Origin of the sequence: Micromonospora sp. CA-248212 (assembly GCF_050948405.1) — a bacterium.
In the GTDB taxonomy this organism is placed as follows: domain Bacteria; phylum Actinomycetota; class Actinomycetes; order Mycobacteriales; family Micromonosporaceae; genus Micromonospora.
On the sequence record NZ_CP192023.1, the window covers coordinates 5,580,496 to 5,600,380 of the forward strand.

General features: G+C 71.7%; 19 protein-coding genes and 1 other RNA gene. 4 read left to right on the forward strand and 16 right to left on the reverse strand.

All coding sequences use genetic code 11. The features are described 5' to 3' along the window. Window positions 1-83: 83 nt before the first annotated feature. Both ACQP03_RS26085 and ACQP03_RS26090 read right to left on the reverse strand, forming a co-directional pair. Window positions 84-641: an HNH endonuclease gene (locus ACQP03_RS26085; RefSeq protein WP_357173788.1), complete on the reverse strand. Its 558-nt coding sequence runs from the start codon at window positions 639-641 to the stop codon at window positions 84-86. 162 nt (window positions 642-803) lie between these two features. Continuing rightward, window positions 804-1,205, reverse strand: coding sequence for a hypothetical protein (locus ACQP03_RS26090; protein WP_357173785.1), 402 nt, complete (start codon window positions 1,203-1,205; stop codon window positions 804-806). 426 nt (window positions 1,206-1,631) lie between these two features. Between ACQP03_RS26090 and ACQP03_RS26095 the strand changes: the two genes are divergently transcribed. Further along, window positions 1,632-1,823: a hypothetical protein gene (locus tag ACQP03_RS26095; RefSeq protein ID WP_357132656.1), complete on the forward strand. Its 192-nt coding sequence runs from the start codon at window positions 1,632-1,634 to the stop codon at window positions 1,821-1,823. 554 nt (window positions 1,824-2,377) lie between these two features. Here ACQP03_RS26095 and rnpB read toward each other — a convergent pair. Continuing rightward, window positions 2,378-2,794, reverse strand: an RNA gene (rnpB, locus tag ACQP03_RS26100) — RNase P RNA component class A. A gap of 108 nt (window positions 2,795-2,902) precedes the next feature. Continuing rightward, window positions 2,903-3,859 (reverse strand): threonine/serine dehydratase, encoded by a 957-nt coding sequence (locus tag ACQP03_RS26105; protein WP_357132653.1) that lies wholly within the window; start codon window positions 3,857-3,859, stop codon window positions 2,903-2,905. Window positions 3,860-4,033: 174 nt separating this feature from the next. Here ACQP03_RS26105 and ACQP03_RS26110 point away from each other — a divergent pair, with 174 nt between their 5' ends. Continuing rightward, window positions 4,034-4,795 (forward strand): sulfite exporter TauE/SafE family protein, encoded by a 762-nt coding sequence (locus ACQP03_RS26110; protein WP_357173733.1) that lies wholly within the window; start codon window positions 4,034-4,036, stop codon window positions 4,793-4,795. Between the two features lie 18 nt (window positions 4,796-4,813). On the opposite strand, the gene ACQP03_RS26115 is transcribed toward ACQP03_RS26110, so the two are convergent. Further along, window positions 4,814-6,046, reverse strand: a complete 1,233-nt coding sequence (locus ACQP03_RS26115) for an MFS transporter (protein ID WP_357132647.1) — start codon at window positions 6,044-6,046, stop codon at window positions 4,814-4,816. Window positions 6,047-6,100: 54 nt separating this feature from the next. Here ACQP03_RS26115 and ACQP03_RS26120 point away from each other — a divergent pair, with 54 nt between their 5' ends. Further along, window positions 6,101-6,559, forward strand: a complete 459-nt coding sequence (locus ACQP03_RS26120) for a MarR family winged helix-turn-helix transcriptional regulator (protein WP_357132644.1) — start codon at window positions 6,101-6,103, stop codon at window positions 6,557-6,559. A gap of 908 nt (window positions 6,560-7,467) precedes the next feature. Here ACQP03_RS26120 and mctP read toward each other — a convergent pair. The 7 genes from mctP to ACQP03_RS26155 form a co-directional block, all read right to left on the reverse strand. Next, window positions 7,468-9,117 carry a monocarboxylate uptake permease MctP gene (gene mctP / locus ACQP03_RS26125; RefSeq protein ID WP_357173727.1) on the reverse strand — a complete coding sequence of 550 codons (1,650 nt, stop codon included), beginning with the start codon at window positions 9,115-9,117 and terminating at the stop codon, window positions 7,468-7,470. Window positions 9,118-9,175: 58 nt separating this feature from the next. After that, complete coding sequence (locus ACQP03_RS26130) at window positions 9,176-9,418, reverse strand: DUF3311 domain-containing protein (protein WP_357132638.1); 243 nt, start codon at window positions 9,416-9,418, stop codon at window positions 9,176-9,178. A gap of 139 nt (window positions 9,419-9,557) precedes the next feature. Then, window positions 9,558-10,715: a bifunctional RNase H/acid phosphatase gene (locus ACQP03_RS26135; RefSeq protein ID WP_357132635.1), complete on the reverse strand. Its 1,158-nt coding sequence runs from the start codon at window positions 10,713-10,715 to the stop codon at window positions 9,558-9,560. Window positions 10,716-10,718: 3 nt separating this feature from the next. Next, window positions 10,719-11,456, reverse strand: coding sequence for a zinc ribbon domain-containing protein (locus ACQP03_RS26140; protein WP_357132632.1), 738 nt, complete (start codon window positions 11,454-11,456; stop codon window positions 10,719-10,721). After that, window positions 11,446-12,282 carry a Nif3-like dinuclear metal center hexameric protein gene (locus ACQP03_RS26145; RefSeq protein WP_433461215.1) on the reverse strand — a complete coding sequence of 279 codons (837 nt, stop codon included), beginning with the start codon at window positions 12,280-12,282 and terminating at the stop codon, window positions 11,446-11,448. The genes ACQP03_RS26140 and ACQP03_RS26145 overlap by 11 nt, the downstream gene beginning before the upstream one ends. Window positions 12,283-12,532: 250 nt before the next feature. After that, on the reverse strand, window positions 12,533-13,108 hold the full coding sequence (locus tag ACQP03_RS26150; protein WP_357132629.1) for a flavoprotein: 576 nt from the start codon (window positions 13,106-13,108) through the stop codon (window positions 12,533-12,535). Window positions 13,109-13,121: 13 nt separating this feature from the next. Beyond that, the gene (locus ACQP03_RS26155; protein WP_355241353.1) at window positions 13,122-14,351 is read right to left on the reverse strand and encodes a helix-turn-helix domain-containing protein; all 1,230 of its coding nucleotides are present in this window, start codon (window positions 14,349-14,351) and stop codon (window positions 13,122-13,124) included. Between the two features lie 245 nt (window positions 14,352-14,596). On the opposite strand from ACQP03_RS26155, the gene ACQP03_RS26160 reads away from it, so the two are divergent. Then, window positions 14,597-15,268, forward strand: a complete 672-nt coding sequence (locus ACQP03_RS26160; RefSeq protein ID WP_355051440.1) for a bifunctional DNA primase/polymerase — start codon at window positions 14,597-14,599, stop codon at window positions 15,266-15,268. Between the two features lie 431 nt (window positions 15,269-15,699). Here ACQP03_RS26160 and ACQP03_RS26165 read toward each other — a convergent pair whose 3' ends face one another. From ACQP03_RS26165 to ACQP03_RS26180, 4 genes are read right to left on the reverse strand one after another with little or no spacing between them, the layout of a single operon-like run. Further along, the gene (locus ACQP03_RS26165; RefSeq protein ID WP_357132624.1) at window positions 15,700-16,422 is read right to left on the reverse strand and encodes an FAD:protein FMN transferase; all 723 of its coding nucleotides are present in this window, start codon (window positions 16,420-16,422) and stop codon (window positions 15,700-15,702) included. A 49-nt stretch (window positions 16,423-16,471) separates the two neighbouring features. Further along, the gene (locus ACQP03_RS26170) at window positions 16,472-17,074 is read right to left on the reverse strand and encodes an FMN-binding protein (protein WP_357393504.1); all 603 of its coding nucleotides are present in this window, start codon (window positions 17,072-17,074) and stop codon (window positions 16,472-16,474) included. An 11-nt stretch (window positions 17,075-17,085) separates the two neighbouring features. Beyond that, entirely contained in the window at window positions 17,086-18,504 is a 1,419-nt protein-coding gene (locus ACQP03_RS26175) for a ferredoxin reductase family protein (protein WP_357393506.1), read from the reverse strand. After that, a complete protein-coding gene (locus tag ACQP03_RS26180; RefSeq protein ID WP_357132616.1) occupies window positions 18,501-19,883 on the reverse strand; it encodes a DUF1501 domain-containing protein in 1,383 nt (460 codons plus the stop codon). Before ACQP03_RS26180 ends, ACQP03_RS26175 begins: the two co-directional genes overlap by 4 nt. Window positions 19,884-19,885: the final 2 nt, after the last annotated feature.

Consider the following 19,885-nt stretch of genomic DNA (forward strand, 5'->3'; position numbering starts at 1 on the left):
GGCGACGGACGAGTCGACCCTGTACGCCGGTTTATGAACGCGAAACGTGCCCTGAGCAGGCGCTTCGTTCGCCTGACACCTCGTTAGGGCGTGGCCAGGGCGTCCGAGTCGATGGCCGGACGATCGCGCAATCCCGGGGGAAGGGCCGGCCAGGACTCGTCGCCCAGCAGCCCTCGCACCCGCGCCACGGCGCGCTCATCACCCTTGGTGGCCGCCGCGATCAGCCTCTCAATCTCGATAAAACGCACGTAGGCATCACGCATCAGCTTGGCCTTGAAGGGAGGGTTAGGGAAACCGGCGCTTGCCCCAAATGCCCCATCGGTATAGAACTGCCACCAACTATTCTTCCGCACACCATCGCGAACATAGGAGATCGCCGACTGCCTGCACGAGAACTCCGGCATGATGTCGTGGCATTGCCGGCACAGTGGCACCAAGTTGTCCGGCTCATTTGATCCACCGAGCGCCCAGTCGTGCAGATGCGCTCTCTCCAGCCATCCACCTGCCGAACCCCATACCGCAGCAAGGCTCCCCTGCGTGTCGTCAACGGGTGCTAGCCAGCTGCACCTGAAGCAGAACGGCTCACCCCAACCGATGTAGGTGGCGTAGAGATCAGGGAAGACGACCTCGTATCGCGACATCCAGTACTCCGCTACCCGGTAAAGGCTGGGCATCACTCCGCGACTCTGCCCCATCCAGTCCTCCCCATGTGCGTCCATCGCCCGGCGGGAGGTTAGCCCACGCCTACGACGAAATTCGGCCAGCGAACATCCTGTGGCAGTGGCCGGCGGGAGCGCGCCTGCTCACAATCCCTTACCGAACAGAGTGTCGATCGCGTTTCGGGTGCGTTCCTCGCTGACCGGCATCAGGTGCGTGTAGACCCGGAGGGTGAACCCGGGATCAGCGTGGCCGAGGTACGACGCGAGCGCCTTGATGCTCTCCCCTGCGTCGAGCAGCGACGAGGCGTAGCGCGTGCATGCCGCTGGCCCGGGTCGGCGTGATGCTGGCCGACACCACGGCGGGGCGCCAACTCTTGTTGTCGAAGGTGCGCCGGTTGATCGCACCTCGCCGGGTGCTGGTAAACAGAAGCGGCCGCTGACCCGCTCGTCGTCGGCTGGGTTCTCCCACGGCAGGGTGAGCGTCACCGGCTCGCAGTCCTTGATGTGCTGCCGCAGCACCTGGGCGACGGAGTCCGGCAGCGGCACCCGGCGGTCCCGGTCGTTCTTGGGTAGGCCGAGGACGAGCCGGGAGCGGCCGCTTGACCTGATGTGAGACGTGTACCCATCCCGCGTCGAGGTCGATGTCGTCGACACCGAGCCCCAGAATCTCGCCCTGCCGCAGCCCGCAGCCGGCGCCCAGGTCAACCATCGCGCGATACCGCTGGACAAGGCCACCGCGGATTGCCGAAACCTCGTCGTACGTCCACGGCACCACCCGGCGCTGCACCGGTCGCGGAGGCTTGACCGACTTTGCCGAACACGGATTCTTGACGATCCGCTCGTCGTCGACGGCCGCGCCAAGGATGGTCCGCAGGTGGGCGAAGACCACGGCCCGGGTCGCCGGGGCCAGCTTGCCGACCATGTTCGCGTCCCACTCACGGATGTGGCCCGGCAGAGTCCTACGGTCACAGCATGGACGACCCGATCGAGCTGCGTCTCGACCTCGCCACCGCCGAGGACCTTCGCATCGCGCTCTACGACCTGGGCGAGCATCAGGCCGCAGGCAGACCGATCCCCTCCATGGACGCCGAGACCAGCAGACGGCTCGGCGCCCTCCTGCGAGACCTGGACATTCGGTTGGGCGGCACCGGGAGATTCGCGTAGCCGGTTTGCCAGCGAGCGGTACGGAAGCCGGCACCTCGACTGCCATCGGGGGCAGGGCTTCCGACTGCCGCGCCAGTCCAACCCCGGGACAGGCTTGCCACCGCATCACCGGGTCGCGGCACCGGCTCCACCGCCAAGACGTGCCCGCCCCTCCCCCACAGCCGCCGGCCCCAACTTCAGGACCACCGAGCGCCGGCCGCTTCGGCCGCTGGTGGCGCGCCGCTCGCGGGCCCGTGGTCCGGCCGGATCGGAGCCACCCGCTCCATTGAGCGTGATGCCTGTGAGTCATCTTGATGACTCACAGGCATCACGCTCAATGTGGTGTCCGCCCTCGGCCGTCAGCGCCGTCCGCCGTCGACCCGCAGGGGCGCGGCCCGCCCCCGCGAGGCCCCACAGCGGCACAGCCAGCCCAACGCGAAAGGGGGTCAACTGAGCTCGCGCTCAGGGCGTCTCCAGGGCGTCAAACGCCGCCCGATGTTGACCATGAATGACCATCGACGCCCGAACATAGAACCAGCTCAGAGCCTTGATCAGGCCTCTGAGCTGGTGGGCGACGGACGAGTCGACCTGTACGCCGGATTTTGTGCGCGGCGCGTACCCCGAGGGGTTTCACGCCGGCGGCGGCCATCCATCTCGGCCTGCCGTTGCCGGCAGGCTCTAGCGGCCTACCCGCAGACATTGGGCGGGCAGCCCTCAAGCGTCTGCGCCGGGTCGTCATCTTGCGGTGACGGCCCTTGCTTGGCCTTGCTCCGGGTGGGGTTTACCGAGCCACCCCGGTCGCCCGGGGTGCTGGTGGGCTCTTACCCCACCGTTTCACCCTTACCGTCCCCAATGGGGTCGGCGGTCTGTTTTCTGTGGCACTGTCCCGCGGGTCGCCCCGGGTTGCCATTAACAACCACCCTGCCCTGTGGAGTCCGGACGTTCCTCGGCGGCGGGCCGAAGCCCGCCGACGCGACCGCCCGGTCGACTCGTCCGTCGCGCCCCCATCCTAACGGCGTGGCGGGGATACCCTGTTCCGCCCCGGCTCAGCCGATGACGCTGGCGGGCCGGTGCGGCCGACGAGGGCGAGACGGCGGCGCTCAGGCCCCCAGGCGCGCCGTCCATGACACCACGTCGGCGACCGTCGAGTTGCCGCCGCAGAGCACGAGACCCAACCGGGCGTCGTCACCTACCCGCTCCCGTACCTGGCGGGCGGCCGGCAGCAGGCATCCGGCGGCCGGCTCGGCCCAGACCTTCGCATGCTCGGCCAACTCCACCGTCCCCCGTACCGCCTCGGCGTCGGAGACCACGAGCACGTCGCTGACCAGGGCGACCACGTGGTCGTAGGTGAGCGGCGAGACGGTCGGCGCGCTGAGCGTGGTGACGATCGACGACAGCGGCACCTCGACCGGCCCACCCTTGGCCAGGGCCAGCGACATCGCCTGCGCGCCCTCGGTCTCCACGCCCCAGACGCGTACCCCCGGTCGGCGTGCCCGTAGCGCAGCAGCCACTCCGGAGATCAGCGCCCCACCGCCGACGCTGACCAGCACGTCGGTCAACTCACCGGCGTCGTCGGCGAACTCCAGTCCGACCGTGCCCTGCCCGGCGAGCACCACCGGGTCGTCGAACGGGTGCAGCAGGGTCAGTCCGTCCTCCCGCAGCCGGGACATGAGCGCGAACGCGGCGGACATGCCGTCGGTCAGATGGACGTCGGCACCGGCCGCGCGGGCCACCTCGATGGCACGCGCCGGCGCCGTCCGGGGCATCACGACGGTCGCCGCCACACCCAGGGCGCCGGCCATCACGGCGACCGCGATGCCGTGGTTGCCACCACTGACCGCCAGCACGCCCGCCGCCCGCTCGGCATCGTCCAGGACGAGCAGCTTCGCCGCCGCGCCGCGCGCCTTGAACGACCCGGTACGTTGCAGCAGCTCCAGCTTGGCGGTGACAGGCACGCCGAGCAGCTCGGACAGGCCGGGGCTGGGAACGGTGGGTGTGTGAATCACGTGGCCGGCGATCCGGCCGGCGGCCGCCTCGATGTCCGCGAGTTCGATCATCGCTGAAGCGTGCCACAGCGGCGGCACGCTACCCCGGTCGCCCGGGGTGCGCGCCGGGCTGACCTGCTGAACGGGGTCACGACGGCCAACCCAGTGAGGTTTGGCGTCGGCGAGCGGGCGATTAGCCAGCCGATCGTGCGGGGGTTCAGTCGGCCGGGCTAGCCTCGTGGGGCTATGGATCTCTCCCACGCCGCGCTGCTGCTCGCCGCCGGTCTCGCCGCGGGCACTGTCAACGCGGTGGCCGGCGGTGGTTCGTTGATCACGTTTCCGGCGATGATCGCGGTCGGGTTGCCGCCGGTGCCGGCGAACGTCAGCAACTCCGTCGCCGTCTTTCCCGGGTACGTCGCCAGTGTGGCGGGCAGCCGCCAGGACCTGCCGCGCCCCCGCGCGCTCGCCACGTTGGTGCCCACCACGATCGTCGGCACGATCGTCGGGGCGCTGCTGTTGCTGGCGACCCCGGCCCGTGCGTTCGAGCTGGTCGTACCCTTTCTGGTTCTCGGCGCGACCGCGGTCCTGGCCTTCCAGGACCCGCTACGCCGGCTGGTCGGTCACCCCCGGGACCTGTCGCCACGCCAGCGGACGGTCGCGGTCCAGACGATGGTCGCGCTCGGTGCGGTGTACGGCGGGTACTTCGGCGCGGCGCTCGGGGTGATGCTGGTCGCCGGCCTGGCGCTGGTGCTCGACGCGACCCTGGCGCGGGTGAGCGCGATCAAGAATCTGCTCTCGGCCGTGGTGGGGTTGACCACACTCGTGATTTTCGCCCTGTTCGGCCCGCTGAACTGGGCGGTGGTCGCGGTGGTCGCGCCCGCCACCCTCTTTGGGGGGTACGTGGGCGCCCGGCTGGTCCGCCGGCTGCCGGCGGTGGTGCTCAAGACGCTGATCGTGGTGTTCGGTACGACGATCGGCCTCTACCTGCTCTACCGCGCCCTGCGCTGACCCGCCGGACGCCAGCCCTCAGTACGCCTCGCCCACCGGCTCCTCGGGGGCGTGCTCGGTGTCGACGGCGGCGCGGTTCCAGCGGGACCAGAGGACCCGCTCGCCGTAGCCGGCGGCCATCATGTGCGCGAACGCCAGGTACACCAGCACGCCGACGGCGAGCACCCCGAACCCGACCCAGAACGGCAGCGCCAGGGACTGCTCGGCGAGCTTGCCGGAGATGATCGGGGCGGGCGCGGCGGCACCCCAGCGGACCAGGTTGAACGCGCCGGTGGCGAGCCGGCGGTCGCTGGAGCCGAGGCCGAGCGCCAGGTCGGTGAGGTTGGCGTTGGCGAGGCCCATGCACAGGCCGGCGAGCACCAGCACCACGAGCGCCTCGGCGGTGCTGGTCGAGGTCGCGAAGAGGACCATGCAGACCAGCAGCCCGGCGATGGCCACGCCGACGGTCTGCACCGCGCCGATCCGGTGGGCGAGCCGGTGGCCGATCACCAGGATGCCGGTGGCCAGGCCGAGGCCCCAGCCGGTGAAGGCGAGCCCCAGCGGGACGACGTCCAGGCCGAGGAAGAGCGGCGTGTAGCCGAGCACGACGAAGAACACGAAGTTGTACGCGGCGGTGACCACGCAGAGCGCGATGAACGCCGGGCGGCGGTAGGTGGCGAAGATCTGGCCGACGCGTACCGGGGCCTGGCGGTTGGTGGGCTCGCGCAGCTTGCGGGCGGCGACACCGAGGGCGAGGACCATGAACACGCCGCAGACGAAGAACGGCAGCCGCCAGGAGACCTGGCCGAGCAGGCCACCGATCAGTGGGCCGACGGCGAACCCGAGGCCGAGGGCGGTCTCGAAGAGGCCGACCACCCACTCCCGGTCGACGGCCAGGTTGACCAGCACCACCATGGCGGTGGCGAAGAACATCGCGTTGCCGAGGCCCCACACGCCGCGCAGCACGGAGAGCTGCACGATGTTGCCGCTGAACGAGGCGAGGATGGCGGCCAGGCCGACCACCGAGACACCGGCGACCAGCACCGGCTTGAAACCGAACCGGCCGCTGGCGAGCGTCGCCGGGATCATGCCCAGGGCCATGACCGCGATGTACGCGGTGAACAGCAACTCGACCTGCCAGGCGGTGACGCCGATCGCCTCGCCGATGGCGGGCAGGATCGGGTCGACGACGGCGATGCCGGCGATGGCGAGGAACGCCACCAGCGTGGTGGCGTAGATGGCACTGCGGTTTGGTTCGGATGACCGATCCACTCCGACTCCCCAATTAGCTGTATCGTACAGGTATTTACCCTGTATCCTACAGCTATGAGCGACGACGACGAGAGCACCCTCGGACTGATCGAGACCGAGGTGGCCCTGCTGATGCGCTTCGGCGAGGCCACCCGGCGGGCCACCGGGTCCGCCGAGCACCGGGTGCTCGACCGCGCGGCGTACGTCATCCTGCGGCACCTCGACGCCGCCGGCCCGCAGAACGTCTCCGCGCTCGCCGCGCGGCTCAACCTGGACGGCTCGACGGTGACCCGGCAGGTCTCCGCCCTGCAACGCGACGGCCTCATCGCCCGCGCCCCCGACCCCAGCGACGGGCGCGGCACGGTCATCTCCCCCACCACCGCCGGCCTCCAACGGATGGCCGCCGTGCAGGCCGCCCGCACCCGGCTCTACGGCGACATGCTCTCCGACTGGAGCCAAGAGGACCGCTCCACCCTGGCAGCCCTGCTGGGCCGCCTCAACCAGGCCCTGGTAAACCGCAACCGCCCCCGCTAACCCGCCAAGATCCGCGCAACATCACCGATACTGCGGTCTCCGACGCAGTTGAGGCAGCAACATCCCTGATGTTGCGCACATCCCACCCCGGCCTGACCTGGGCGGGACCCCGGCCCACCCCTCCCTGCCCTGCCCCTCCAACCCAGCCCGGCCCGCCCCTGCCCAGCCCGCCCCAGCCCTGCCCGTCCGAGCCCGCCCCTGCCCTGCCCGGCCCGGTCCAGCCCGGCCCCGCCCCGCCCCGCCCGGCCCAGCCCGACCCGGCCAGACCAGACCAGACCCGGCCCGACCAGACCCAGCCCGGCCCGACCCGGCCCCGGCCCGGCCCGGCCCCGGCCCGGCCCGGCCCTGTCGATCATGGAGTTGTGGTGGAGTACGAACCGGCGCAGTTAGTCATCATCCGGGCACCAGAACTCCATGATCGACGCGGGAGGTCGGGGCGCGGCCCCTTTCACCGCCACCGCCCGGCCGCGGGCGCTGCGCCGCACCCATTCGCCGCCAAGATCGCGCAACATCCTGGATGTAGTGGCATCCCCGCCACCCGACACCACTACAACAAGGATCGAGCACGATCTTGATGGTGGTAACGCGCGACCGGCGCACACAACAGGCGACGGGCAAGTGCGACCCGCGACCGGCGAGGGGCGATGGGCAAGGGGCGACGGGCAAGGGGCGACGGGCGGCGGGCAAGGGGCGACGGGCAAGGGGCGACGGGCGGCGGGCAAGGGGCGACGGGCGGCGGGCGGCGGGCAAGGGGCGGCAGGCGAGGGGCGACGGGCAAGGGGCGGCAGGCGAGGGGCGACGGGCGAGGGGCGGCAGGCGAGGGGCGACGGGCGGCGGGCGGGACTGCTGAACGGCCCCGGGCGCCGGCCTCGCGGCGGGCGCCCGGGGAACGGGAACAGGGAACGCGGTCAGGCGACCGGTTCGCGGGCGGCGTCGGCGTCGCGGTCGGCGTCGGGGGTGACGCGCGGGTCGCCCTCGTCGGCGAAGTAGTCGTCCGGTTCGGTGCCGTCGACTCCCTCGGGCGTCTTCAGAGCCCGCAGGATCAGCGTCACCAGCGCCGCGACGGCAAGGTTGACCAGCACCGCCACGATGCCCACGTAGATCGTCTTGGGTGTGTCGAAGCCGAACTTCTCCAGCGGGAACGCCGAGCCACCGAAGTGCTTCTTCGTCGGGCTGGCGACCTGGTACAGCATCCACATGCCGAGGCCCATGCCGGCGACCCAGCCGGCGATCAGGGCGGTCCGGTGGAACCAGCGGGTGTAGAGGCCCAGGGCCACCGCCGGCAGCGTCTGGAGAATGATGACGCCGCCGATGAGCTGGAGATCGATCGAGAACTGCGGGTCGAGGAAGACGATGCAGGCGACCGCGCCGACCTTGACCACCAGTGAGGTGATCTTCGAGACGTTCGCTTCCTGAGCCGGGGAGGCGTCCTTCTTCAGGTACTCCTTGTAGATGTTGCGGGTGAACAGGTTCGCCGCCGCGATCGACATGATGGCCGCCGGCACCAGCGCGCCGATGCCGATGGCCGCGTACGCGACGCCGGCGAACCAGTCCGGGAACTGCTGGTCGAACAGCAGCGGCACGATCGTGTTGTTGTCCACGCTGCCGGCCGAAGCCCCCGGCAGCGGCTTCACGCCGGCCGCGATGGCCATGTAGCCGAGCAGCGCGATCAACCCGAGCAGCAGGCTGTACGCGGGCAGCGCCGACATGTTGCGCTTGATCACGTCACGGTTCCGGCTGGCCAGGACGCCGGTGATGCTGTGCGGGTAGAGGAACAGGGCCAGCGCCGAACCGAGCGCCAACGTGACGTACTGCAACTGGTTGTTGCCGTTGAGCAGGATGCCGTCGTTCGGGTTCGGTGACGCCTGGAACTTCGCGTCCGCCGCGTCGAAGATGTCGCCCCAACCGCCGAGCTTGTACGGCAGGTAGATGACCGCCACCAGGATCACGATGTAGATCAGGCTGTCCTTGACGAACGCGATCAGCGCGGGCGCGCGCAGCCCCGACTGGTAGGTGTACGCGGCGAGGATGGCGAACGCGATGATGATCGGCAGGTGCCGGGCCAGGGTGCTGTCACCCGTCACGCCCATCGTCTTGAGCACGGCCTCGATGCCCACCAGTTGCAGCGCGATGTACGGCATGGTGGCGACGATCCCGGTGATCGCGATGAGCAGCGCCAGCACGGGCGAGTCGAACCGCCGGCGGACGAAGTCGGCCGGGGTGACGAAGCCGTGCCGGTGCGAGACGGACCAGAGCCGGATCAGCACCAGGAAGACCAGCGGGTAGATGACGATCGTGTACGGCACGGCGAAGAACCCGGCCGCCCCGGCCCCGAACATCAGGGCCGGCACCGCCACGAAGGTGTACGCCGTGTAGAGGTCACCGCCGACCAGGAACCAGGTGATCCAGCCGCCGAAGCTGCGCCCGCCCAGGCCCCACTCGTCGAGGTGCGCCATGTCCTTTGGCGCGCGCCAGCGGGCGGCCACGAAGCCCATCGCGCTGACCAGCAGGAACAGCAACGAGAAAACGATGATCTCGGTGAGATGGTCGCGCCACATCAGCAAACCCCCTTCGTTCGCGACTGCGGGGCTCGCAAAACCGGCTCACTCCTCGCGCTCACCGCACACCCCGCTTCTTCGTCATCTGGTAGACGAGCGTCGTGGTGGCGACGCCGAGCAGGATCCAGGCCAGTTGCAGCCAGTAGTAGCGCGGGAATCCGAAGATCCGGGGCGCGTCACTGTTGAAGAACGCCGGGACCAGCGGCACCACGATGGGGATCAGGAGCAACCAGTTCCAGGGGCTGTGGTCCTTCGCCCTGGATGACGCCGTGGTAGGCGCCTCCGGTTCGGGTGCAGCCATCTGACACACCTCCGGGGAGTCGAGGCACTCGATGTAACGGCCGGAGGCTACGACTCTGTGACCGCCGTCACGATCAGGGCGCGGACGGCTCTGCGCCGAACGGCGCATCGGCTGCGCTGAACGGCGGGGGGCGCGCTGCTCAGGCGGCGGGCAGGTGCGCGGTGTCGTTGACCGTGCGGACGGCGATGCCGCCGTCGGGCCACAGGTCGAGCACCGAGATGCCGGCCGCGTCCAGGAAGAGCCGGTGCAGGAAGCCGTCGGTGGCGGCGAGGGCGTCGCGCAGCGCCAGCTTGATCGGCGAGACGTGCGAGACGACCACCACGGTCTCTCCGGGGTACGCCTTCGGCAGCGCCTCGACGACCCGACGCACCCGTTCGGCCACCTGGGTGAACGACTCGCCGCCCGGCGGGGCGATCCGCGCCGACGCGAGCCAGGCGTCCATCTCCCCCGGCCACTGCTGGCGTACCTCGGCGAAGGTACGCCCCTCCCACTGCCCGAAGTCGCACTCGATCAGGTCGGCCTCGGTGCGGACCGGCACGTCGCCGATCGCGTCGGCGATCGCCGCCGCGGTGGCCGTACACCGGGAAAGGGGTGAGCTGAGCACGGCCGCGACGGACGGGGCCAGCGCGGCCACGCGCGTGCCGGTGGCGGCGGCCTGGGCCCGGCCGCGCTCCGAGAGCGGCACGTCGCCGCGGCCGGAGTAGCGGCCCTGCTCGGTGTACGCGGTCTCGCCGTGCCGCACGAGGATCAGCCGGGTGGCGGTGAAGCTCGGACGGGGCTCCCAGGAGGCCGGCGCGGTCGCCGGGTCGCTGCCCGTCGACGTGCCTCCGGCCGGTGCGCTGGCCGAGGCCGGTGCGCTCGGGGACGCCGTTGGGGTGGGTCGGCCGGCGGCGGCGTCCATCGCGGCGTTGGCGAGCGCGTCGGCGTGCCGGTTCTCCTCGCGGGGGATCCAGGTGAAGCGGACCGCGCCGAAGCGGCCCACCAGCGCGGCCGCCTGCGCGGCGAGCGGACGCAGGCCGGGGTGCTTGATCTGCCACCGGCCGCACATCTGCTCGACCACCAGCTTGGAGTCCATCCGGACGTCCACCTCGGTGGCGGCCAGCTCGGCGGCGGCCCGCAGACCGGCGATCAGGCCCTGGTACTCGGCGACGTTGTTGGTCGCCGTACCCAACGACTCGGCGCGCTCGGCGAGCACCTCGCCGGTCTCCGGGTCGCGCACCACCGCGCCGTAGCCGGCCGGCCCGGGGTTGCCCCGGGACCCGCCGTCGGCCTCGACGACGACCACGCGCGGCGCCACGACCTACAGGCCCGACTCGTTGGTACGGACCATGATCCGCCGGCAGTCCTCGCAGCGGACCACGTCGTCCGGGGCGGCCTTGCGGATGCGGGCCAGGTCGGCGCCGGAGAGGTCCAGTCGGCAGCCGCCGCAGCGGCCGGCGGTGAGCAGCGCCGCGCCCAGCCCGGTGTCCTCGCGGATCTTGTCGTAGAGGGTGACCAGTTCGGCGGGGAGGTCGGCCGCGAGCGGCTGCCGGGCGCCCCGCTTGAACTCCTCGTCCTTGGCGATCTCGGCCAGCGCGTCGTCCCGGCGCTGCTCGGTGGCGGCCCGCTTCTCCCGGGCGTCAGCCAGCCGCTGCTCCACACCGTCGAGGACGCCCTGGGCGGTCTCCCGCTGCTCCATCAACTCCAGCTCGGCGTCCTCCAGGTCACCCTGACGCCGGTTCAGTGAGGCCAGCTCGTGCTGGAGCGCCTCCAGTTCCCGGGCCGGACCGGTGCCGGCGGCGAGCCGGTTCTGGTCCTTCTCCTTGCGGGCGCGGACCTGCTCGACGTCCTTTTCCAGGCGGGCGATGTCCCGGTCCAGGTCGTCGACCGCCACCTGGGCGCGTACCCGCTCGTCCTCCAGCGACGACAGTTCCCGGGCCAGTGCCTCCAGTTCGGCCCGCTCCGGCAGCGACCGGCGGCGGTGCGCGAGCTGGGCGAGGTTGGTGTCGAGCGCCTGAAGGTCGAGCAGGCGGCGCTGGACCTGGGGGTCAGCCTTCACGGTCGGGCTCCTTGTCGTCCACAACGGGTGCGGCGGCGTGCACGGTCCACGGGTCGGTGTCCAGGTCGGACACCAGCGTCTCGACGCCCGGCGCCTCCCGCAGGAAGGCGGCCAGGTCGTCCAGCCACGGTCGTTCGGTCGCCCAGTGGGCGGCCTCGATCAGGGCGGGACCATCGGCGGCGACGTGCTCGCTGGCCGGGTGGTGCCGCAGGTCGGAGGTGAGAAACGCGTCCACCCCGGCGGCGGTCGCGGCGCCGAGGAAGCTGTCTCCCGACCCGCCGCTGACGGCGAGGGTACGAACCATACGCCGGGGATCGCCTGCGGCGCGAACTCCCCAGGACGTGACGGGAAGCACGGCGGCGGCGTGCCGGGTCAGCTCGGCGAGGGTCATCGGGTGGGGCAGGTCGCCGATCCGGCCGAATCCACGGTCGTCACCGTGGGCGGGAGAGCCGGGCGCGGGCCGTTGCAGCGGGCGCAGCCCGGTCAGGCCGAACCGGGCGGCGAGCGCGTCGGAGACGCCCGGGGAGGCCACGTCGGCGTTGGTGTGCGCCGCGTAGAGCGCCACGCCGGCCCGGATCAGGTCGTGGACGATCCGCCCCTTGACGGTGGTCGGCGCGACCGACGACACCCCGCGCAGCAGCAGCGGATGGTGCGCGACGATCATGTCGGCCTCGACGGCGAGCGCCTCGGCGACCGTCTCGGGCACCACGTCGACCACGCACAGCACCCGGCGGACCGGGGCGGTCGGCTCACCGAGCACCAGGCCGACACGATCCCACTCTTGCGCCCAGACGGGCGGATAGCGGCGCTCCAACTCGGCCGCCACGTCGCTCACCGTGGCGGCGGATCGGCTTGTGCTCACGGCGGGCCAGCTTACCGGCGTAGTGGCCATCGGGCGGTGACACCCGGCCCCGGCCGCGTCGGCCAGCGGTCCGGCCGCCCCTCGCCGGCCGCGAGCTGGCGACGCCGTGCGAGCCGCAGGTCTGACCGCGCGGCGCGCACCGCCGGTTGGGCGACACCGCGCCGGCTGCCGGTGCGGCAGCGCCGTCGACCCGCCGCCAACGCGCCGGGCCGGCTCAGGCCGCGCGGTACGCGACGGTCCGCAGCGCGGCGAGCGGCATCGCCCAGGGGAAGGCGTGCATGTGCTGCTCCCCCGTACCGGGTGGGTGCAGGGCCACCACGTGGTCACCGAAGAGCACGGTGATCCCCCAGTCCGCCAGCCGGGCCACGCCGGCCCGGAACGCCGGGTGGGCGGCCATCGCGACGTTGGTGTACGGCACGGCGACGATCGGGATGCCCTTGCCCTGTGCCTCGACGAGGAGGCCGAGCGCGAGGGTGTCGGCGATGCCGGCCGCCCACTTGTTGACCGTGTTCACGGTCGCCGGGCAGACGACCATGGCGTCGGCGGGCGGCAGCACGTCCGGGTCGCCGGGGTTCTTGTAGTGCGTCCGTACCGGGTGGCCGGTCTGTCGGTGAAGTGCCGCCTGGTCGACGAACTTCGCGCCGTCCGGCGTGGTGACCACGCAGACGTCCCAGCCGTCGGCCTGGGCCAACTCGACCAGGCGGCCGACGTGACGGGCCAACGGCGAACCGCAGGCGATGACGTAGAGCACCGCACGGTGCTCGCTGGTGTGTGGTTGGCCGGTCGTCACACCGGCTCCGCGCTCATACCCCTACTCCCATCTGCTCAGCCAACTCCGCTACCGGAGAAGGCGGCGCACCCCGTGTGCGACGAAGGACGTCGGACATCACCTCGTGGGCGATCGGCCGGCAGCGGATCTCCGACGGCGCGAGCCGGTCGCCGAGCAGCAGCATCTCGCCGGCGTTGGCCACGTCGCCGATCTGGGCGTACCCGCGGGCGATGTCGAGCAGGTGGTGGGCCCGGCGTTCGGGCAGCAGCGCGTTGAAGTCGGGCTCGGCGATGCGCAGTTGGTGGACCTCCACGGCGCGGCCCCCGTCGCCCAGCTCGACGGCGGCGGCGGCCCGGTGCAGCTCGACGTTCGTCGGGCCGAACGACGTCCAGTAGTGGTTGTGGTCGCCGCCGAGCAGGGTGGCGGCCTCCTGCGCACAGTTGATCAGGTCGTCGACGCTGGCCGAGTCGCCGATCCGGGACGCGGCCATCGCACCCTGCAACAGCAGCATCCCGTACACGGACAGCCGGGCCGGCGACACCTCGTTGCTGCCGCCCGGGGCCAACCGGTTGGCGATCTGGACGTTCAGCTCCAGCGCCGGCCGGGCCCGACCCATGGCGACCAGGGCGTTGCAGACGCGGGTGGTGGCGATGCCGGCCAGCAGCGGGTCGTCGGCGCGCTGGGCGACCGCCATCGACCGGTCGGCGGCCAGCCAGGCCAGCTCGAACTCGCCGAGCTTGCGCAGCACCGAGGAGGCGATCTGGTAGACCTGCCCGAGCAGGTGCGCCGCCTCCGGCGCCTGCGCCCCGCTGTAGGCGGCGTCGGCGGCCTGCGCGTCACGCAGCAGCTTGGGCAGCGCGCGGGTGAGCATCCCGTAGCGGCCGTACTGGTAGGTGAGCCAGGCGTGGTTGACGGCCTTGCGCATGTCGTCCAGCGGCGGCGGGTACGGCACGGCGTCGAAGTACGCGCTCATCGAGTCGTACCGCTCCAGGGCGGCCCGGATCTCCTGCACCTCGATCTGGTCGATGCAGTTCAAGGCGTCCGTACGCCGCTCCGGGTCGCGGCCCAGCAGAAGCTGCACGTCCATCTGCAGAATGTCGGCGATCTCGTAGAGGACCGAGAACTTGTCCAGCCGGCGGACGCCCCGCTCGACCTTGTCGACCCAGCTCTTCGACTTGCCCAGGCGGTCCGCGAAGACCTGCTGCGACATCTTGCGTCGCCCCCGCCAGTAGGCCACTCGCCGGCCAATGGGTAGCTCGTCCATCTCCCCATCCCTCCCCTGCCACCGCCGAAGGGCGGGGCGCTGTCCGCGGGTGCGGCGATCAGTCGTTCGTCTTGCAGTTTTCGCTGGTCGCACAGCCTGTACGTCAGCCGGACAGCCAGTCCTCGTACTTTTCGTGCAAGTTGCATGAGCCGTTCGTCAACCTCAACGATCGTGGGTTACGGCAGTGACGGCGCTCGAACTGCGACCTGGCGTCCGCCGGGCCCGACCGAGGGGAGATGGCACACATGTGGGGGAACGTCGGACCACGCGTCGCCGAACTGTCGCCGCTGGAACGCGTCCGGCTGCGCCGGGTCGCCATCCGGTACGCCGTACACGGGTGGGAGGTGACGCCCGGCGCCTGCCTCGCCCGCAGCAGGTTCGTGTGCGGTCGGGCCGGCTGTCCCACCGTGGGTTGCCACCCGGCGCTGGAGAACTGGGAACTGGCGGCCACCACCGACCCGGCCCGGGTGGCCACCTGGTGGCGGACCCGCCCACACGGTGTGCTGCTGCCCACCGGGCGGACCTTCGACGTGCTGGAGGTGCCGGCGCACCTCGGCCGGCACGTACTCGACGCCGTGCAGACCCACCCGGCCGGCACCGGCGTACGCGGGCCCGTGCTGGTGACCCCCACCGGCCGGTGGATGTTCCTGGTGCGTCCCGGTGACCCGCTGCGGCCCGAGTTGGAGCACTGCTTCCACGTGGTCCGGCACGGGCCGGGCTCGTGGATCCCCGCGCCGCCGACCCGGCTGCCGGAGGGGACCGTCCGCTGGGCGGTCGCGCCGGAGCAGGCCCGCTGGCAGCTCCCCGACTCGTACCTGGTGCAGAACACCCTGATCGAGGCGCTGCGCGCCAGCGGGGTGACGCTCACCCACGACCTGCTCCCCGGGCACCTGCCGCTGCCCCGCCGGGGAAGGTGAGCCGGGGCCGGCCGACGATCCGATCCGGTGACCGACAGCGTCGCCGGGCCACCGGTCCTCGTTGAGCAGGTGACCGCGCGAACGCGCGCCACGAACGGGGGAACGATGTCCACACACGACCGGTCGCCGTATCCCGGCGGCACCGAGCCGCCCCGGCGCGGCCAACGAGGGCACCGCTGGGCCGGCACCCGCCCAACCAGCTCGCGCCCCGGCCGCCCCCGCCCCACCGGCACCCGCCCCGCCACCACCCACCGCCCCCTCCGCTAGACCCGTCACCCCCCCCCACCCCCGCCCCACCCAACCTCGTCGATCTTGCACTTTGTGTCGCGGCATTCCCCATCACAAGGGGCGGATCGGCAACCGAAACTGCAAGATCGCGGGGGCAGGGCGCGGGCGCAAGATCGCGGAGAGTGGTGCGGGGCGGGGTCCGGTCAGGCCGTTTGCGGGAGGGCGGCGGAGTGGAACTGGCGGGCGTCGTCGGTGACCACTGCGTAGGTGTGGTCGGTCAGCCGGTCCAGCCAGCCGATCCCGGCCGCGCCCATGGCCAGGGCGGCGGTGGCGTAGGCGTCCGCGACACCCAGGTCGCTGCCGACCACGGTCACCGAGCGCAGTCCGGTGGCCGGCGCGCCCCGGCGAGGGTCCCGCACGTGCCGGCCCCGCTCGTAGACGCCGGAGGTGGCCACCGCCAGGTCGGTGCCGGCGAGCACCAGGCAGGTCGCCATCTCGTCCCACGGGTGCCGGATGCCGATGCGCCACGGCTCGCCGGTGGGCGAGAAGCCGCGTACGCGGACGTCGCCGCCGGCGTTGACGCAGTGGTTCGCCGCCCCGGCGGCGAGGAGCCGGTCGGAGGCGACCTGCGCTGCCCAGCCCTTCACGTACCCGGACGGGTCGAGCCCGCCGGTGGCGTACGCGTCGAAGAACCCGTCGGTGACGCCCCACAGGTCGGCGCAGGCCTCCAGCACGAAGCGTAGGTCCGCCGACGCCTCGGAGAGCAGCACCTCGCCCCGGTCGAACCGGCACACCTCGCTGTCCGACTGGTACGTGCTGAACCGGGCGTCCACCTCGTGCATCCAGGTGAAGACGTCGTCGGCCAGCTCCCGCAGTCGCGCCGGAGACAGGTCGTCGGCGAGGTCCAGGGTGATCGTCGTACCCATGATGTGCTCGACCCGGCACAACCCGGGCCGGGTCATCGCGGCCGGCACGTCAGAACGCCTGCTCGATGGCGGCCCGCAGCGACGACTTGTACGCGTTGCTGGTGGCGGTGGCGCCGGAGACGGTGTTGAGGTTGGCGCTCTGCTTCTGCACCACCTCGCCACCGGTGCCGTTGTACTTGCTGCGGACGTCGCCGCTGTGAATGTCGGACTCGCCGCCGCTCGGCAACCCCAGGGTGGTCGCGTCAATGATCTTGTTGCCGGAGACCACGATCTGCACCTGCACGTACCCGTAGTCGTCCGCCGTGTCCACCGGCGGCCCGGTGACCCGTCGGGTGGTCGACTGCGGCGCCTTGGTGGTGGTCTTCGGCGCGGTCGGAGCCTTCGCGGTGGTCTTCGTGCCGGACGGCTTGGCGGTGGTCTTGCCGGGCTTCGGCGACACCGACGCGTCGGCGGTCTCCGACGGCTTCGGCGCCGCACCCGACGGATCGGCGGCCGGGGCGACGCTCGGGTCGATCCCCGGTCCGCTGGGGTTGACCGGTTGCGCGGTCGGCAGGTTCTGGGCGACCTGGGTGGTGCCCGGCGAGCCCTTGAGCACCACCAGGGCGGTGGTGCTGGCGGCCAGACCGGTGATCGCGAGCAACGCGCGACGCATGCGATGCCTTCCTACAGTTCGAAGGTGGCCAGGTGGATCTGCCGGCGGGGCACGCCGGCGCGGCGCAGCGCGCGCACCGACTGCTCGACGAGCCCGGACGGTCCGCACAGGTAGACGTCCCGTCGGGCCACGTCGGGTACCAGTTGGCGCAGGCCGTCGGGGCTCATGAGCTGGCGGGGGCCGGGGTCGTCGCGGGAGCCGATGACGTACCAGATCGACGTGTCGCGTTCCTGGGCCAGCCAGTCCAGCTCGCGGCTGAGCAGCACGTCGGCGGGGGTGCGGGCCCGGTAGATCAGGGCCGCGCCCGGCGGTAGTTCCTCGAGCATGGCCCGGATGGGCGTGATGCCGCTGCCACCGGCGATCAGCAGCGCCCGCTCGCGCACCCGGTGCGCGGCGGTGAAGGTGCCCGACGGGCCCTGCGCCCACACCCGGGTACCCGGTTCGAGGTCGCGCAGGTCGGCGGTGTGCCGGCCGACGACCTTGACGGTGAGCCGCAGCCAGCGGCCGTTCGCGGCGGCGGAGACGGAGAACGGGTGCGACTGCCACCAGCAGCCGGGGCTGAGGAAACGCCAGCGGAAGTACTGCCCGCCGAGCATCGCTAGCCGGCCCAGCCGCTCGCCCGTGAGGTAGATGGAGATCGTGTCGGGGCTCTCGGCGACCACGTCGGCGACGCGCAGCTTGTAGCGCAGGTTGAACGCCAGCGGCGCGATCACCCGTCCCCAGAGCAGCGCGGCGACCACCAGCAGGTAGAGCGCGATCCAGCCGGTGCGTACCGGGCCCGGCTTGTAGAGCTGCGCGCCGTGGCTGAACTGGTGCCCGTAGCCCAGCAGCAGCACCAGGTAGCTGGACCGGTGCAGCAGGTGCCACAGCTCGTAGGGCAGCGCGCGCCGGATGGCCCGGACGCTGCTGAACCCGACCACCATCATGATGCCGGTGGCGACGAAGGCCGAGAGCATGTCCTCGTAGCTGCCGAGCAGCGTGCCCACCTCGGCGAACACCGAGTGGTTCCGCAGGTCGGCGTACCCGACGAGGATCAATGACAGGTGCGCCAGCACGGTGACCAGCAGCGTCGCGCCGATGTCGCGGTGCCAGCGGCCGATCTGCTCGCCGCCGATCCACCGTTCCAGCGCCGGCAGGCGACTCATCATCAGCACCTGCACGAGCAGCAGGTAACCGGCGATCAGGCCGGTGATCCGGCCGCCGGCGGTGAGGGTCGCGGCGGTGCTGCGCAGCGAACCGGCGGGCGTACCCAGCCACCACGGCAGCACGCTGGCCAGCAACCCGACCAGCAGCAGCACGGCCAGCAACCGCCGGCCGCCGGGTCCGCGCCGGTCCGGGACCTGCGGGGGTACGGGAGCAGCCGACCGGCCGCCGTGCCGGGACGAGGTCCCGGTGCGGCGGCCGGCGGCGTGGGTGCCCGGGTAGGTCACGCGTACAGCTTCATGGGGGCGTACTTCATGCGCGGGAACACCTTCTGCACCTCGGCGTTGGTGAGCCCGAAGCGGCCCTGCGCCAGGGAGCCGTAGACGTTGAACATGTTGTTGTATTCCGGCACGTCGCCGGAGTCCAACTTGCTGAGCCCGTTCCAGGTGCCGAGCAGCGAACCGGCCAGCTTCTTGCCGGACAGCACGGTGACCACGCCGCCGTGGCCGTGGTCGGTGCCGCCGGTGTTCGAGCCGACCCGGCGGCCGAACTCGCTGGACACCATGATCGTCACGTCGGCGGCCTGCGGGCCGAGGTCGGTGAAGAACGCCGCCATCGCGCTGGCCAGCTCGTTCAGCCGGCGGTGCAGCTGACCACCGCTCTGGGTGCCCTGGTTCTCGTGGGTGTCGTAGCCGCCCATGCCGACGGTGGCGACCCGGACGTTGGCGCCGCCCTTGATGAGCTGGGCGAGCTGCTGGAACGCGTTGCCGACGCCCTCGTACTTGACGCCCGCGGCGGGCTGGTACGGCTTGGCGGCGAGCTTCTGGGCGGTGGCGAGCGCGCCCATGCCCTCCTGCACGGCCTCCTCCACCGGGTGGTTGATCCCGGTGAAGAGCCCCTTGATGGCCTTCTCGGTGGCGGCCCGGAACTTGTCGTCGCCGTTGAGGCGCAGCGAGCCGACGCTGTTGAGCGAGAGCGCGCCGTTGTTGCCGACCAGCGAGCGGGGCAGCGTGCTGCCGATGCCGACGCTGCGGAACGCGGTGCCCTTGCCGAGGTTGTCGACCAGGCCGTCGAGCCAGCCCCGGCCGCCGGTCTCGTTGGGCAGGCCACCCAGGTTGCAGGCGTCGGCGGCCTGGAAGTGGCTGCGGGACAGCCGCTCGTCGGAGACCGCCGGGATGAAGCCGAGCTGGCCGGCCTTGAGGAAGCTCTCCAGCGGCTTGAACGCGCTGGTCAGCTTGAAGCCGCGGCTCAGGGCCAGCGAGTCGTTGCCGAGCAGCAGGTCGGGCCGGGCCTTGGCGAGCACCGCGTCGCCGTCCGGCGCGACGAGGCTCAGCCCGTCGAGACCGCCGTAGAGGAAGACGTGGATCAGCGTGCCGGTCTTGGTGGCCGCGAACGACGCCGAGGTGGTGACGAACTGGGAGGTGGCCAGCGCGGTGGCGGTCGCCGCCGCGCCGGCGACGAACGTCCGTCGGGTGACGCCGCGCCCGTCCTGCTGGGCCTCCTCCAGGTCCTCCAGCCGGCGGTAGCGGTCGGCCTCGGCGGCGTTCTCGGCGGCCACGAGGTCGGCCTCGGCGCGCAGCAGCGCCTCGGCCGGGTTGTCGGCCAGCCGTCGCACGTCGGGGCATTCGGGGTGCAGGGGGAAAGAGTTGTACACAGTCTTCTCCATCG

What these genes read in the sequence shown, in the direction of transcription:
- ACQP03_RS26085 (WP_357173788.1), bottom strand. Translation starts at nt 641, where the DNA reads ATGTCGCGATACGAGGTCGTCTTCCCTGATCTCTACGCCACCTACATC.
- ACQP03_RS26095 (WP_357132656.1), top strand. Translation starts at nt 1,632, where the DNA reads ATGGACGACCCGATCGAGCTGCGTCTCGACCTCGCCACCGCCGAGGAC.
- ACQP03_RS26105 (WP_357132653.1), bottom strand. Translation starts at nt 3,859, where the DNA reads ATGATCGAACTCGCGGACATCGAGGCGGCCGCCGGCCGGATCGCCGGC.
- ACQP03_RS26110 (WP_357173733.1), top strand. Translation starts at nt 4,034, where the DNA reads ATGGATCTCTCCCACGCCGCGCTGCTGCTCGCCGCCGGTCTCGCCGCG.
- ACQP03_RS26120 (WP_357132644.1), top strand. Translation starts at nt 6,101, where the DNA reads ATGAGCGACGACGACGAGAGCACCCTCGGACTGATCGAGACCGAGGTG.
- mctP (WP_357173727.1), bottom strand. Translation starts at nt 9,117, where the DNA reads ATGTGGCGCGACCATCTCACCGAGATCATCGTTTTCTCGTTGCTGTTC.
- ACQP03_RS26130 (WP_357132638.1), bottom strand. Translation starts at nt 9,418, where the DNA reads ATGGCTGCACCCGAACCGGAGGCGCCTACCACGGCGTCATCCAGGGCG.
- ACQP03_RS26155 (WP_355241353.1), bottom strand. Translation starts at nt 14,351, where the DNA reads ATGGACGAGCTACCCATTGGCCGGCGAGTGGCCTACTGGCGGGGGCGA.
- ACQP03_RS26160 (WP_355051440.1), top strand. Translation starts at nt 14,597, where the DNA reads ATGTGGGGGAACGTCGGACCACGCGTCGCCGAACTGTCGCCGCTGGAA.
- ACQP03_RS26165 (WP_357132624.1), bottom strand. Translation starts at nt 16,422, where the DNA reads ATGGGTACGACGATCACCCTGGACCTCGCCGACGACCTGTCTCCGGCG.
- ACQP03_RS26170 (WP_357393504.1), bottom strand. Translation starts at nt 17,074, where the DNA reads ATGCGTCGCGCGTTGCTCGCGATCACCGGTCTGGCCGCCAGCACCACC.
- ACQP03_RS26180 (WP_357132616.1), bottom strand. Translation starts at nt 19,883, where the DNA reads ATGGAGAAGACTGTGTACAACTCTTTCCCCCTGCACCCCGAATGCCCC.